The sequence below is a fragment of the Chloroflexus sp. genome, from assembly GCF_034431535.1.
Classification (GTDB): domain Bacteria; phylum Chloroflexota; class Chloroflexia; order Chloroflexales; family Chloroflexaceae; genus Chloroflexus.
The window spans coordinates 40,142-54,190 of record NZ_DAOUDC010000046.1; the positions used below are offsets into that span (position 1 = coordinate 40,142).

General features: G+C 59.0%; 11 protein-coding genes. 5 read left to right on the forward strand and 6 right to left on the reverse strand.

Annotated features, from left to right (window positions below):
* Positions 1-21 precede the first annotated feature (21 nt).
* The 5 genes from U9R61_RS10900 (at position 22) to uvrA (ending at position 7,995) form a co-directional block, all read left to right on the forward strand.
* Positions 22-1,080: a branched-chain amino acid ABC transporter permease gene (locus tag U9R61_RS10900; protein ID WP_066789050.1), complete on the forward strand. Its 1,059-nt coding sequence runs from the start codon at positions 22-24 to the stop codon at positions 1,078-1,080.
* A gap of 21 nt (positions 1,081-1,101) precedes the next feature.
* Positions 1,102-2,319, forward strand: a complete 1,218-nt coding sequence (locus U9R61_RS10905) for an ABC transporter substrate-binding protein (RefSeq protein WP_322488843.1) — start codon at positions 1,102-1,104, stop codon at positions 2,317-2,319.
* A gap of 54 nt (positions 2,320-2,373) precedes the next feature.
* A complete protein-coding gene (locus tag U9R61_RS10910) occupies positions 2,374-3,165 on the forward strand; it encodes an ABC transporter ATP-binding protein (RefSeq protein ID WP_322488844.1) in 792 nt (263 codons plus the stop codon).
* 566 nt (positions 3,166-3,731) lie between these two features.
* Positions 3,732-4,952: a phenylacetate--CoA ligase family protein gene (locus U9R61_RS10915; protein ID WP_322488845.1), complete on the forward strand. Its 1,221-nt coding sequence runs from the start codon at positions 3,732-3,734 to the stop codon at positions 4,950-4,952.
* Between the two features lie 118 nt (positions 4,953-5,070).
* Positions 5,071-7,995 (forward strand): excinuclease ABC subunit UvrA, encoded by a 2,925-nt coding sequence (gene uvrA / locus U9R61_RS10920; protein ID WP_322488846.1) that lies wholly within the window; start codon positions 5,071-5,073, stop codon positions 7,993-7,995.
* Between the two features lie 41 nt (positions 7,996-8,036).
* Here the strand turns inward: uvrA and U9R61_RS10925 are convergent, their stop codons facing one another.
* From U9R61_RS10925 to U9R61_RS10950, 6 genes are all read right to left on the reverse strand, one after another.
* On the reverse strand, positions 8,037-8,975 hold the full coding sequence (locus tag U9R61_RS10925) for a pentapeptide repeat-containing protein (protein WP_322488847.1): 939 nt from the start codon (positions 8,973-8,975) through the stop codon (positions 8,037-8,039).
* 18 nt (positions 8,976-8,993) lie between these two features.
* The gene (locus U9R61_RS10930; RefSeq protein WP_322488848.1) at positions 8,994-9,671 is read right to left on the reverse strand and encodes a 4-vinyl reductase; all 678 of its coding nucleotides are present in this window, start codon (positions 9,669-9,671) and stop codon (positions 8,994-8,996) included.
* Between the two features lie 166 nt (positions 9,672-9,837).
* Positions 9,838-10,992 carry a spermidine/putrescine ABC transporter substrate-binding protein gene (locus tag U9R61_RS10935; protein WP_322488849.1) on the reverse strand — a complete coding sequence of 385 codons (1,155 nt, stop codon included), beginning with the start codon at positions 10,990-10,992 and terminating at the stop codon, positions 9,838-9,840.
* 26 nt (positions 10,993-11,018) lie between these two features.
* A complete protein-coding gene (locus U9R61_RS10940) occupies positions 11,019-11,885 on the reverse strand; it encodes an ABC transporter permease (protein WP_322488850.1) in 867 nt (288 codons plus the stop codon).
* Positions 11,882-12,751: an ABC transporter permease gene (locus U9R61_RS10945; RefSeq protein ID WP_322488851.1), complete on the reverse strand. Its 870-nt coding sequence runs from the start codon at positions 12,749-12,751 to the stop codon at positions 11,882-11,884. The genes U9R61_RS10940 and U9R61_RS10945 overlap by 4 nt, the downstream gene beginning before the upstream one ends.
* A gap of 9 nt (positions 12,752-12,760) precedes the next feature.
* Positions 12,761-13,858 (reverse strand): ABC transporter ATP-binding protein, encoded by a 1,098-nt coding sequence (locus U9R61_RS10950; protein WP_322488852.1) that lies wholly within the window; start codon positions 13,856-13,858, stop codon positions 12,761-12,763.
* Positions 13,859-14,049 lie beyond the last annotated feature (191 nt).

Here is a 14,049-nt window from a genome sequence, read left to right on the forward strand (position 1 = left end):
GATAACAAGATTGGGTTTGCTATGCAGAGCGGAACGTTTCACACCACGTATGCCAGCGATGTTAGTTTACGCCCGTATTGGCCGCAACGAATCCGGATTGTGATCGTCTTGGCGCTGGCGCTGATCTTTCCGTGGTTTGCCGATCGGTACTGGCTCAATCTGGCCAATACGATAGCCATTGCTGCGATCGGTGCGATCGGGCTGAATATTCTCGTCGGCTATACCGGCCAGATTAGTATTGGTCACGGCGGCTTCCTCGCCGTCGGTGCGTACACCGCCGGCATGATGGCCGTTCATCTCGGTGCGCCGATGTGGATCACTATCCCGGTGGCGAGCTTGTTCACGGCGGCAGTCGGCGCGTTCTTCGGCTTGCCATCGCTCCGGCTGAAAGGCTTGTACCTTGCGATTGCAACCCTTGCCTCGCAAGAGATTATCATTTGGGTGTTAACCCACGGCAAACTGCTTGGCATCGGCGAATCGCTCTCGCTGCCGCGGGCGAGCAACAATCTGTTTGGGTTGCCGCTCGATCGGCTGGGAAATAACGATTTCGCTTTCTACTGGGTCTGCCTAGTGGCGCTGATCTTGACCGTCATCTTTGTCAGTAACCTCTTCCGCACTCGCGCCGGGCGGGCATTTGTCGCCATTCGCGATCAAGACATTGCGGCGCAGGTGATTGGTGTTGACCTCTTCCGCTACAAACTGCTCGCCTTCGCCACCTCGTCGTTCTTCGCCGGCTTGGCCGGTGCGCTCACCGCCCACTATCGCGGAATTATTTCGTGGGAGCGGTTTACTATCGATACGAGTATTCTCTTCCTCGCGATGATCATCATCGGCGGGTTGGGCAGCGTCTCTGGTTCGATCTACGGCGCCGCCTTTATGACGCTCTTGCCCGCATTCCTTTCTAATCTGGCCCGCGCCCTCAGCGACGTCGTGCCCAACATCAACTCCTATCTGCCCTATATGCAACAGGGCGCGTTTGGCTTAGCTATCATCCTCTTCCTGATCTTCGAGCCGGAAGGCATTGTGAAGATGTGGCGCAACATTAAGGATTATTTCCGGCTATGGCCGTTCAGTTATTGAAGCGTTTAGAAGGAGGATGGCATGCACAGGAAGAGACGGACGTTCGGGTGGTTGGTGGCGCTGGCCCTCTTTGCGACCTTGCTGGCCGCATGCGGTGGTGGCGGCGGTACGGGCGGCACGGGCGGCGGTGGCGCTAGTGCCGAACCGATCAGAGTAGGTGCGATCTTCGACTTGACCGGCGCGACGGCTGATGTCGGTACACCCTATGCTCGTGGACAGATTGCCTTTATTGACTGGAAGAATGAGCAGGGTGGCATCAATGGGCGACGGTTGCAGTTGTTCAGCGAAGACTACGCCTATCAGGTGCCGCGCGCCGAAGAGTTGTATACCAAGTTCGTGACCCAAGACAAGGTGGTTATCTTCTCTGGCTGGGGCACCGGTGATACCGAGGCGTTGCGGCCCAAGATTACCGAAGACAAGATTCCGTTCATCTCGGCCTCGTACTCGGTCACACTGGCTAGCCCGGCTGAGACGCCCTACAACTTCCTCGTCGCGCCGACCTATTCGGATCAGTTGATCATCGCGATGAAGTGGGCGATCGAAGATTGGAAGGCCAAGGGCAACAGCGGGTTGCCGAAGTTTGGCTATCTGATCAACGATAGCCCGTTCGGTCGCTCGCCGCTGGCCGACGGCACCGCCTTCGCCACCTCGCAGGGGATCGAGACACCGCTGGAAGTGCCCTCGCCGCGCGGCGCGACTGACCTCACCCCGCAGTTGACCCAGCTCCGCGACTATGGTGCGAACTACATCTTCTTGCAGAACGTTTCCAGCCCAGCGGCGCTGGCGATTAAGAACGCCAAGAGCCTTGGCTACAATGTCCAGTTCGTCTGCTTGAACTGGTGCGCTAACGAGATCTTGATCAAGCTGGCTGGTGCAGATGCCGAAGGCGTGGTTGGCGCTGTGCCGTTCAACCACGAGTCGGAAGGCGGCAAGATCGCGCTCGACTTCGCCAAGGCGAAGAATATCGACTACGGCGGCGCCGATAGCACCTTCGTGCAAGGCTGGACGGCGATGTCGATTCTGATCGCCGGGGTCGAGAAGGTGGTGGCCGACGGCAAAGAGGTGACCGGCGAGAATATCAAGACGGCCCTCGAAACGATGGGCGCTATCGATACGAAGGGCGTGACGCTGTCGGTGCAATTTAGCGCCACCGATCACGCCGGGGTCAAGTCGCTTAAGATGTTCCGGGTCGAAAACGGCAAGTGGGTGCCGATTACCGATTTCATTAGCGCGCGGTAAGGTCTATCGCCGGGGCAGGTCGCAGACCTGCCCCTTCCGCCTCATCAATCGCTTATGCTTTCACTCAATAATATCGAAGTCATCTACAACGATGTGGTGCTGGTGCTGAAGGGCCTCTCGCTGGAAGTACCGGAAGGCCGCATCGTCGCGTTGCTCGGCTCAAACGGCGCCGGCAAGAGTACGACCCTCAAAGCGATTTCGGGCTTGCTCAAACCGGAAAACGGCGAAGTCACCGATGGCGAGATTCTGTTTCAGGGGCAGCCGATCCACAAGAAAGACGCCGCCGAGATTGTGCGTATGGGCATCTTTCAGGTGATGGAAGGGCGGCGCGTCTTCGAGCACCTCACCGTCGAAGAGAATCTGCGCGCCGGCGCATACACCCAACCGCTGGGCCGGTTGAGCGAGGATCTAGCGCTCGTCTATAGCTATTTTCCCCGCCTCAAAGACCGGCGCAATCAAGTGGCCGGCTTTCTCAGCGGCGGTGAACAGCAGATGCTGGCGATCGGGCGCGCCTTGATGGCCCATCCCAAACTGATCATGCTCGATGAGCCGTCGTTGGGGTTGGCCCCGTTGCTGGTGGCCGAGATCTTTGAAATTATTCGCCGCATCAATCGCGAGCGGCGAACGACCATCTTGCTGGTTGAGCAGAATGCGCGCTTGGCGCTCGAGTCGGCGCACCATGCGTACATCATGGAAAATGGCCGGATTGTGCTCGATGGATCGCCGGCTGATTTGAAAGATAACGCTGACGTACGCGAGTTTTACCTTGGCCTCAACGAGATTGGCAGCCGCAAGAGTTATCGCGAGGTGAAGCATTACAAACGCCGCAAACGCTGGCTGTCGTAACGCGGTACGCAACGCGCGTCTGCCCCTCTTACCACTTGTAGGGAGAGGGGTATGTTTTGCACTGGCGAGTCCTGTATGTCATTGCGAGGGAGTGGCGGCACCTAGCGCAGCAGGGCGCGCCCGACCGAAGCAATCTCCCGCTTGAGCGGGACGGATGCCTCAGCTCGTACCCGACCCTGAAGGGCCGCGCTACCCTTACGAAGCCTGCTGCACAGGCTGATGGCCCTCACCCCCGACCCCCGCTCCCGCCTCACGGCGAGCGAGGGGGAGCTGCTAGGTGGGCGTGAGAGGCACTGTTTTGCCCCCTCCCGGCCTCCCCCCGCTGGAGGGAGGAGCCAGACTCCTCTCCCCCAGCGGAGGGTTTAGCAGGGGTATCCAAAAATCCTTTGCGCCTTTGCCTTCACCCCTCTGCACCTTTGCTTGGTTGTTGGGTGCGAATGCGGTACAATGCTGAGTACAATGATCCTTGCGAGTGCGGTTTGCAAACCAGTGACGTCGCAACACTGTGTGAGCGCCGGAAGACCGTTGCGCCTGCGCGTCGTTGTCTAAAGCACGAGGTGACGGAGATGGACATTCAAGCCTTTTACGCCGGGTTTGATCAGCGCGTGCGCGAGATTGTCGCGTTTGGCTATGAGCATTCGCCAGCGTTCCGCCAACGGATGGAGGCTGCCGGACTGACGCCGGCTGATATTCAGACCACCGCCGATCTGAGCCGGTTGCCGATTTTGCGCAAAGAGCAGTTGGTTGAGCTGCAACGGCAAGGGCCGCAGTTGGGCGGGATGTTGACCGTGCCGCTCTCACGATTGCGCCGCATCTTCCAATCGCCCGGCCCGATCTACGATCCCGAATCTGATGAACCCGATCCGTGGCGGTGGGGGCCGGCCTTCCGCGCTGCCGGCTTTGGCCCCGATGATGTCGTGCTTAACTGCTTTGGCTATCACCTAACCCCGGCCGGGGTGATGTTTGAAGAGGGCGCGCGCGCGGTTGGCTGCGCCGTGATTCCGGCCGGGATCGGCAATCAGGCCCAACAGATCGAGGCTATGGCCCATCTCGGCGTCACCGCTTACGCCGGCTTGCCCAGCTATCTCAAGGCGCTGCTCGAAAAGGCGATTGAACAAGGACACGATCCGCGCTCGTGGCCGCTCAACAAAGCCTTCGTTGCTGCCGAGCCGCTGCCGCCCTCGTTGCGCAAGCTGTTTGAAGAGCAGTACGGGATTTTGGTCTACGATGGCTATGGCACCGCCGAGACCGGCAACCTTGGGTACAACGGCCCGGAACGGCACGGCTGGCATTTGCCCGAAGATGCGCTGGTGCAGATTTGCGATCTCAACACCGGCGAGCCGGTGCCTCCCGGCCAAACCGGTGAGGTGGTCGTGACCCTCTTCCGCCGCGACTACATCCTCATCCGTTTTGCCGTCGGCGATCTGTCAGCGTTGATGGTGTCTGATGAGCCGACAGTGATTCAGACCCCGCGCTTGGTGGGTTGGTTGGGCCGCAGCGGCGAGAGCGTCAAAGTGCGCGGCTTATTCGTCCATCCGCGCCATATTGCCGAAGCGATCCGGCGGCTAGAGGGGGTGCAGGCGTATCAAGCGGTCGTAGTGCGCGAAAATCACCGCGATGAGCTGATCTGCCGGCTCGTGCCCGCCGGCGATGCCGATCCCGCCAGCTTGCGCGACTCCGCAGCGCAGGCGTTGCACGAAGCGATCAAGCTCCGTTGCAAAGTCGAGGTGGTTGCCGAGTTGCCGCCTGACGCCAAGCCGTTCGTTGACCAGCGCACGTGGACATGATCGCATTTTGTGCCTAGTTCGTTTGTTCTAGCAAACCGTGGTATACTAGAATACAGAATTGGTAGCGTCGCCAACGGGGCGGCGCTTTCTCTTCGTTCGTACCTCAGCGGAGACGGCGGTGGCCAAGACGACAATCGTAATCAAGGGCGCGCGCGAGCATAACCTCAAAGGGATCGATGTCGAGATTCCGCGCGACCGGCTGGTCGTGCTGACCGGCGTGAGCGGGTCGGGCAAGAGTTCGTTGGCCTTCGACACGCTCTACGCCGAAGGGCAACGACGCTACGTCGAGAGCTTGTCGGCGTATGCGCGCCAATTTCTCGGCCAGATGGAAAAGCCGCAAGTCGATCTGATCGAGGGATTATCGCCGGCGATTGCCATCGAGCAGAAGAGCGCCAGCAAAAACCCGCGCTCGACGGTAGGCACTGTCACCGAGATTTACGATTATCTGCGCCTGCTGTTTGCCCGCGTCGGCCACCAATACTGCCACCGCTGCGGCCAACCCGTTGCCGCCCAATCGGCCCAGCAGATGGTTGATCGGGTCTTGGCCTTGCCGCGGGGCGCCCGCTTTATGGTGCTGGCGCCGGTCGTTTCCCAACGCAAAGGCGAGTACAAAGATATCTTCGCCGAAGCCAAAGCCGAGGGCTTTGCACGGGTGCGGGTTGACGGCGAAATCCGCTCGCTCGACGCAGAGATTAAGCTCAACAAGAAGGTCAAACACTCGATTGAGGTGGTGATTGACCGGCTGGCGATACCGCAAGCCGCTGGTAATGGCGACCTCGACAGCTTTACCACGCGCTTGACCGACAGTATCGAGACCGCGTTACGGGTGGGGGAAGGGAAGGTGATCATTAGTCTCGCCGATGATCTGGCTGATCCGGCCCAACCCCGCGAATGGTTGATGAGCGAGAGCAATACCTGCCCGTCGTGCGGTATCTCATTCCCCGAACTCACCCCGCAGATGTTCTCGTTCAACTCGCCGCAAGGCGCCTGCCCGACCTGCACCGGCCTCGGCGCGCGGCTTGAGGTTGACCCGGCGCTGCTGGTGCCTAACGGCGCGCTCTCGATCCACGAGGGGGCGGTGACGTACTGGGGCGAGATGCGCAAAAAACAGGATACGTGGGCTTATAAGGCGCTGCTCGCCATTGCCGCATACTATCAGATTGACCTCGACAAGCCGTGGGATGAACTAATCGAACGCCAGCGCAACGCGATTATCTACGGCAGCGGCAACGAGCGCATTCGGTTTGCATGGGAAAACGAGATCGGTTCCCGCGGCGAGTATTACCGCACGTGGGAAGGGTTGGCCAGCGAAATCCGGCGACGCTATATGCAGAGCGGCTCGGACGCGATGCGCGAGTACTACACCCAGTATATGAGCGAGCAACCCTGCCCCGATTGCGAGGGGGCGCGCTTGCGGCCCGAAAGTTTGGCGGTGCGCGTTGCCGGATGCTCGATCCGTGATGTCACCCGTATGAATGTAGCGCAGGCGCTCGATTGGGCGCGCGAGCTGCCCAATCACCTCAATGAGACCGAGCAGGCGATTGTGGGTGATGTGCTGAAAGAGATCCGTGAACGGCTCGGTTTCTTGCACAATGTCGGCCTGCACTACCTCACTCTCGACCGCGCCGCGCCGACGCTGTCCGGCGGTGAAGCGCAGCGCATTCGCCTCGCTTCGCAGATCGGGTCGGGGTTGGTCGGTGTGATGTACATCCTCGACGAGCCGAGCATCGGTTTGCACCAGCGCGACAACCGCAAATTGCTCGATTCGCTGTTGCGGCTGCGCGATCTCGGTAACACGCTAATCGTCGTCGAGCACGACCTCGAAACGATGCAGGCCGCCGATTGGATCATCGACTTCGGCCCTGGTGCCGGCGTCAAAGGCGGGCAGGTCGTGACCGCCGGCACACCGGAACAGGTGGCCCAACATCCGACCTCGCTCACCGGCCAGTACCTATCGGGCCGGCTGACCATCCCGATCCCGGCCACCCGCCGCCAACCCAAGCAAGGCTGGCTAACGCTGGAAGGGGCAACGCTCAACAACCTGCGTGATGTCACCGTTAACTTTCCGCTCGGCTGTTTCATCGCCGTCACTGGCGTGTCTGGGTCGGGCAAATCCTCACTGATCACCGAAACGCTCTACCCGGCGCTAGCCAACCGGCTCAACCGCGCTCAGCTCAAACCCGGCCCTTTCCGCGTATTGCACGGGCTCGACCGGCTCGACAAGGTGATCAACATTGACCAGCAACCGATCGGGCGCACGCCGCGCTCAAATCCGGCTACTTACGTCAAGCTCTTTGATCTGCTACGCGAGCTGTTCGCCGAGACGCCGGAAGCCAAGTTGCGCGGCTATGGCCCCGGCCGGTTTAGCTTTAACATTCGTGGCGGGCGCTGCGAAGCCTGCGAGGGTAACGGCGAAATCAAGATCGACATGCAGTTTTTGGCCGATGTTTGGGTGCGCTGCGCCGAATGCAAGGGCAAACGCTACAACCGCGAGACGTTGCAGGTCAAGTACAAAGGCAAGACGATTGCCGATGTGTTAGAGATGGACGTGCAGACGGCGCTGGAGTTTTTTGCCAATGTGCCGCGGGTGCGGCGCATCTTGCAGACCCTGCACGATGTCGGTCTCGATTACATTAAATTGGGCCAACCGGCCACCACTCTCTCTGGCGGCGAGGCGCAGCGGGTGAAGCTGGCCAAGGAATTGGCCCGCGTCGCTACCGGACGCACGATCTACATCCTCGACGAACCAACGACCGGCCTGCATTTCGCCGATATTCAGCATCTGTTGCAGGTCTTGCACCGGCTGGTTGACGCCGGCAACACGGTGGTGGTGATCGAGCACAACCTCGACGTGATCAAGACGGCGGATTACGTGATCGATATGGGGCCGGAGGGTGGCGACGGCGGCGGCGAGGTGGTGGCGCTGGGCACACCGGAAGAGGTTGCCCGCCATCCTACGTCGCACACCGGCAGATTTTTGTGCGAAATCCTCGAACCGGTAGCGGCAGCCGGCGGGTCGGAAACGCGGGTGTACGCTGATTAGGAATTGACGAAGACGGCCCAGCAGGCCGTCTTCGTCATAATTCACATTGCCAACCCCTTCACGCCGGTCAGATCGCAATCGCGCAGGTCAGCATCAGTCAAATCAGCATCAGTCAGATCGGCCTCAGCCAAGCTCGCCTCGCGCAGATTGGCGCCGCGCAGATTGGCGCCGCGCAGATTGACCCCGCTCACGTTGGCGCGCGACAGATTAGCGCGGGTCAAGATCGCATTGCGCAAATTGGCCCTGCTGAGATAAATCCCGCTGAGGTTCGCCTCGCTAAAATCGGCGTTACACAGACTCGCCTCGCCCAAATTGGCTTCGCTGAGATTGGCGCCAATAAAGTTGGACTCATCGAGCGTCGCCTCGCGCAGGTTGGCGTGCATCACATTTGCGCTCGCCAAATTCGCGCCATTGAGATTCGCGCCATTGAGACTGACCCGGATCAAGATCGCCCCGCTCAAATTCGCCCCGCTCAAATTGACCAATTGCGCTTCGCGGAGTTGCGCTTCACTGAGGTTGGCGCCGATCATCACCGTATCGCGCAAATCAGCCCCGCTCAGATTACACAGGCTCAGGTTCGCGCCGTACAAATTCGCGCCGCTGAAGTCGGCGGCGCTGAGGTTTGCACCGCGCAGATTCGCGCCAACCAACGAGGCAAATTCAAGGTTTGCCCAGCTCAAATCAGCCTTACGCAAATCGGCATCGCTCAGATCGGCTCGCACGAGTTGGGCCCAACTCAATTTCGCCTCACGCAGATTCGCCCAACTCAGATTAGCCCCCCCCAACTCGCAGACGCTCAGATCGGCCCGAAACAGATTAGCGTCGGTGAGGCGGGCCCGGTTCAATTGGGCCTCGCTCAAATTGGCGTGGCTGAGGTTCGCCGCGCTCAGGTTAGCGCCATTCAGATTCGCGCCGACTAACCAGAGCGGGCCGGGCCGGTTGAGTAAATCGTAGATCTGATCGGGGGTCAGGTCGGCCATACGGCCCTCCTTTATCCATCAACTGACAGGCAATAATGGCGTCTTAGACACGAGCCAAATTGACGCCGGCGCACCCATTGAACGGCAAGCGACTTGCTCGACGGCAAATTCACGACCGGTCTGCCAATACAACGCCTCTTGCAGCACACCACACTGGATATAGCCGATCGGTTCATCAGCCTGCTTACCGGCTGACATCGAACAAGTATAATCAATATATGCCCACGCCTCGCCGCGATCCTCGATCGCCAGCCGGCGATCTTGGTTCACCGCTTGGCTGAGCCGGCGCAACCCGGCTTGCATCGCTGCCAACCCTAACTTCACTTGGGTGGCGAACGGCAACACCTTTGAGGCAATCAAGGCAGCAGTACCGAACAACGCGCTCTGCTGCTCAATCGCCAGCCGCGCCGTCCGGCGACCGATCCGCAGCGCCATGCTCCGCGCCGAGCGGCCAAAAAAGTTCAGCAACCCGGCATTGAGCGAAGCGTAATGGTAGAAGGTTAAACCGCTGGTCGCCTTCAGTTGTTCAGATGGATAGTTGCCGATCAATTGGCTCAAGCCAGCCTGCCGCAGCACCACCGCCAACCCGTTTCGCCCGATGACCTCCTCTGCCGCCAGCAACGCCCATCGCATATACGCATCAACCAACAGCATCTCGGCGACCGGATCATGGTCGGGGCGATCACGGATCTCCATTCCATCCTCCTCTGCGCATCCATAACTGGCGGATGAGCTTAGGATACCATAATAAACGTAAAACGGACACAAATTGTAAGGGCGACGCATGCGTCGCCCTCTACATATCTCGCCATGCTACACTCACCAAGCAGGGTGATACACCCGTCGCCCGAACACCCTCTCGCTATCGGCCCTTAATCTCAGTCCACAGATCATCGAAAGCGGTTGTGCCTTCGTTACGCACCGCCCATTCAAGCCGCTTATACATCTCTTCGTCGGGGGCGAAGCCTTGGGTGTACAGCTCGCGGATCTCAGGCGATAGCAGCTCTAATGCATCTTTGTTCGGCGTCAAATAGCCGACATATTCGGTAATCTGAGCCGCAATCTCTGGCCGCATGAGGAAGTTCATAAACACGTGGGCTGTGTAGACATTTGGTGAGTCCTTCAGGATCATCATATTATCCATCCAGATCATCCCGCCCTCTTTCGGGATCACGAACGCAATGTCAGGATTGCCGCTGAACTCATCGCCCAACCCATTGCGAGCCTGCATGGCCGAACCACTCCACGAATGCGCCAGTACATACTCTTCGCTGGCCAGTTTGCGGTTCACATCCGAGCTGTTGTACGCGGCCAGATACGGCTTTTGCGCCAACAGAATCTCCTTCACCCGCGCCAGCGCCGCCGGATCGGTCGAATTGAGCGACTGACCAATATAGCGCAGCGCAGCTCCCGGTGTCTCACGCGCATCGTCGAGCATGCTAAACTTGCCGGCGAACGGCGCCACTTGGCTCGGCTCAAGAATCGCCGCCCAGCTATCGATTCCATTGGGGAAGAATTTAGTGTTATAGGCGATGCCGGTAATGCCGTACATATACGGGATTGAATAGGCATTGCCTTTGTCGAAATACTGATCGAGCAAGTTGGGATCGAGATGGACAAGGTTAGATAGCAAGGTCTTATCGATCGGCGCAGCCAGCCCTTCGGCAATCATGATCTGCACCGCATAATCCGACGGAACCACAATGTCATAGCCCGAATTGCCGGCGCGCACCTTCGCCAGCATGTCTTCGTTGCTGTCGTAGGTATCAACGATCACCTTGACCCCATATTCAGACTCAAACTGGTCGAGTACGGCGGGGTCAATATAATCTGACCAGTTGTAGAAGTACAGTTGGCGAGCCAGTTTGCTCCGATCCACCCCATCACTTGGCGCAGTCGTGTCACCGCCACTAGCGCCGTACTCATTCCCCGGACCCGTCGCCGGGCCGCCGCCACAGGCCGCCAAGGCCAGCGCCAGCAGCAGCGCCACCGTAAGCACCCGAAGCATCTGCATCATCGTTCTCCCTTCCTTTTGCTATGTTCTCACCGCCGGCGCTGCAACAGATGCGACAGCGCTACCAGCGCCATCGACAGGATGAGCATCAGCGTTGAGATCGCGTTAATTTCCGGTGTGACGGCACGCCGCACCCGGTTATACACTTCCACCGGCAAGAGTGAAGTGCCCGGCCCAGAGAGAAAGAGTGAAATGATGAAATCATCGAGCGAGAGGGTAAAGGCCAGCAACGCGCCGCCGATGATGCCGGGCAGAATGAGCGGGAAGGTGATGCGCCAGAAGATATTCCAGCTATCAGCGCCTAAATCGGCGGCAGCTTCTTCAAGCCGGCGGTCGAAATTTTTGAGACTCGTGCGCACCACCACCACCACAAACGAGATGCTAAAGGCAATATGACCAATCGTGACGGTGGTTAAATTGCGGCGTAGCGTCTCGCCAGTGACCATTTTGATCACATCGAAGACGATTGCCGAGAAAGCGAGCAACGCTACCGCCATGACGATTTCGGGCACTACAATCGGCAAATAGATCAAACCCTCAATCGCATTGCGCCCGCGAAAGCGGTATCGCTCCATCGCCATCGCCAGCAGGGTGCCAATAATGGTCGAGGCGATTGTCGAGACAGTCGCTACCACCAGCGTATTCCACGCTGCCCCCATCATGCGCGGGTTATTGAACAAGCGGAAGTACCAATCAAGCGTGAAACCGGTCCACCGTACCCCGAACTCGTCGCGGGTAAACGAGAAGAGCACGAGAATAACAATCGGCGCATACAGGAACAGGTAAACAAAGATCGAAAACCCGGTGAGCGCCAGACCGCTCCACGTCAGCCGGCCCTCGCTAAAAGCGCCGCGAATGCGCGCCGAGGCGGTGGTAGCAGGCGCCGTTTTGATCATCGCTCTTCCTCCGAGGTGACGCGGAAGTACATCATAATCAGCACGAGCAGTACCAACATCATCAACACCGCCATCGCCGAACCGAGCGGCCAGTTGATCGGATTGGCGCGCAAGAAGAGGCGCTGGATCAAGTTGCCGAGGTAGTCAACCTTCGCCCCGCCCAACAGCTCCGACACCACAAATTGGCCGAGGGTGGGAATGAAGACCAGCACCGACCCGGCCACGATCCCGGGCATGGTCATCGGCAACATAATGCGCAGGAACGCTTGCGCCTTATTCGCCCCCAGATCGGCGGCAGCTTCCATGAGTGTGAAATCAAATCGGTCAATGGCGGCGTACAGCGGCAAGACCATAAACGGCAACTCACCATAGATCAGGCCGACCAAGGTCGCGCCTTCGGTGTTGAGCAGGGTCAACCGGCCCACGCCGATTATCTCAAGGAAGCCGTTAATGATACCGTTGTTGGCGAGAAGAATCTGCCACGCATAAATCCGCACCAAGAAATTGGTCCAAAATGGAATGAGGATCAGCATCAGCAACGGCATTCGCCATTGCTGCGGACTGCGGGCAATAAAGACCGCCAGCGGATAGCCGATCAGCAGACAGATCACCGTCGTCAACACACTCGTCCAGATCGAGCGCCCATATGCGTTGACGTACAGGCTCTGGGTAAAGATGGTGATGTAGTTATTCAGCGTCGACTCATAGACCACCCGGCCCAGCGCGTCGTTGGTCATGAAGCTGTAGACAAAGATGATGACCAGCGGCAGGGCAAAAAAGAGCAGCAGCCAGAGCAAGCCGGGAGTGAGGAGCAGCGCCAGCCGGATGCGATCGCGGCGTTGTTGCTGTTGCTGGATCGTCGCCATTACCCCTCCTTACTCACTCAGCACGAGTGCATTGTCGGGCGGGCAGACGATCACTGCCGCTTCACCCGGTTGCCAGTATTCGTCCCGGTCGAGCGTCGACCGGGTATTTTGCTCCCAGATATCAATCGTGCGCCGGTCGTTAATCCGCACGGTAATGCGGGTATCGCTGCCGATATAGTTCACCGTCATCACCGTGCCGGCTAAGCTATTGGGGGGCAATTCACCATTGAGGGCCAGCAGCCGCACCTTTTCCGGACGGATCGAATAGGTGACCGGGGTGCCATCGCTGAGCGGGCGCGTCGCTAGGCCGCGGAAATGCAACCCTTCCGGCGTTTCGAGCACGGTGTAGTTGCCATCGCGCCCGATCACAACGCCGTCGATAAAGTTGGTCTCACCGATAAAATCGGCCACAAAGCGGCAATTGGGCCGTTCGTAGATCTCGGTCGGCGTGCCGACTTGCAGTAGCTTGCCCTTATTCATGACCGCAATCCGATCAGACATCGTAAGCGCCTCTTCCTGATCGTGGGTCACGAAGACAAAGGTGATGCCGACGCGGGCCTGCAAACTCTTCAGTTCGAGCTGCATCTCTTTGCGCAGCTTTTGGTCAAGCGCACCGAGCGGCTCATCCAGCAACAGCACTTCGGGATGGTTGACCAGTGCACGGGCCAGCGCCACGCGCTGCTGCTGCCCGCCGGAAAGCTGGCGCGGACGCCGCTCTTCTAACCCGCTCAAGCGCACTAGTTCAAGCGCCTCTTTCACTTGGCGGGTAATCTCGGCTTTCGGCGTCTTGCTCATCTCAAGGCCGAAGGCCACGTTTTGGGCCACCGTCATGTGGGGAAAGAGGGCATACGATTGAAAGACCGTATTCACCGGGCGCAGGTGAGGCGGGGTCAGCCCCATCTCCCGGCCATGGATGAGAATGCTGCCCGCGTTGGGTAGCTCGAAACCGGCGATCATGCGCAGCGTTGAGGTCTTGCCGCAACCGCTTGGCCCCAACATCGAAAAAAACTCGCCGTCACGGATCTGGAGATTAACGTGATCGACCGCAACCACGTCGCCAAACTGCTTGACGACATCGCGGAGTTCAATCGCGATCGAGTCGCTCACCTGAACACTCCTCCCAACTGGTTGGCTCACCAGTGATGAGTAGCGAATAGCGAGAAGGCTGATCGAGGTAGCCATCTCGCATCGCAACGCTTCACCCAAACAAGGTCAAGAGAAGTCGCCGGCATCGTGGCCTGCAGGCATCACACTGTGCGTTAGTTTAACAGTAGTATACCATAATCTATTGGCGGAAT

What these genes read in the sequence shown, in the direction of transcription:
- U9R61_RS10900 (WP_066789050.1), top strand. Translation starts at nt 22, where the DNA reads ATGCAGAGCGGAACGTTTCACACCACGTATGCCAGCGATGTTAGTTTA.
- U9R61_RS10905 (WP_322488843.1), top strand. Translation starts at nt 1,102, where the DNA reads ATGCACAGGAAGAGACGGACGTTCGGGTGGTTGGTGGCGCTGGCCCTC.
- U9R61_RS10910 (WP_322488844.1), top strand. Translation starts at nt 2,374, where the DNA reads ATGCTTTCACTCAATAATATCGAAGTCATCTACAACGATGTGGTGCTG.
- U9R61_RS10915 (WP_322488845.1), top strand. Translation starts at nt 3,732, where the DNA reads ATGGACATTCAAGCCTTTTACGCCGGGTTTGATCAGCGCGTGCGCGAG.
- U9R61_RS10925 (WP_322488847.1), bottom strand. Translation starts at nt 8,975, where the DNA reads ATGGCCGACCTGACCCCCGATCAGATCTACGATTTACTCAACCGGCCC.
- U9R61_RS10930 (WP_322488848.1), bottom strand. Translation starts at nt 9,671, where the DNA reads ATGGAGATCCGTGATCGCCCCGACCATGATCCGGTCGCCGAGATGCTG.
- U9R61_RS10935 (WP_322488849.1), bottom strand. Translation starts at nt 10,992, where the DNA reads ATGATGCAGATGCTTCGGGTGCTTACGGTGGCGCTGCTGCTGGCGCTG.
- U9R61_RS10940 (WP_322488850.1), bottom strand. Translation starts at nt 11,885, where the DNA reads ATGATCAAAACGGCGCCTGCTACCACCGCCTCGGCGCGCATTCGCGGC.
- U9R61_RS10945 (WP_322488851.1), bottom strand. Translation starts at nt 12,751, where the DNA reads ATGGCGACGATCCAGCAACAGCAACAACGCCGCGATCGCATCCGGCTG.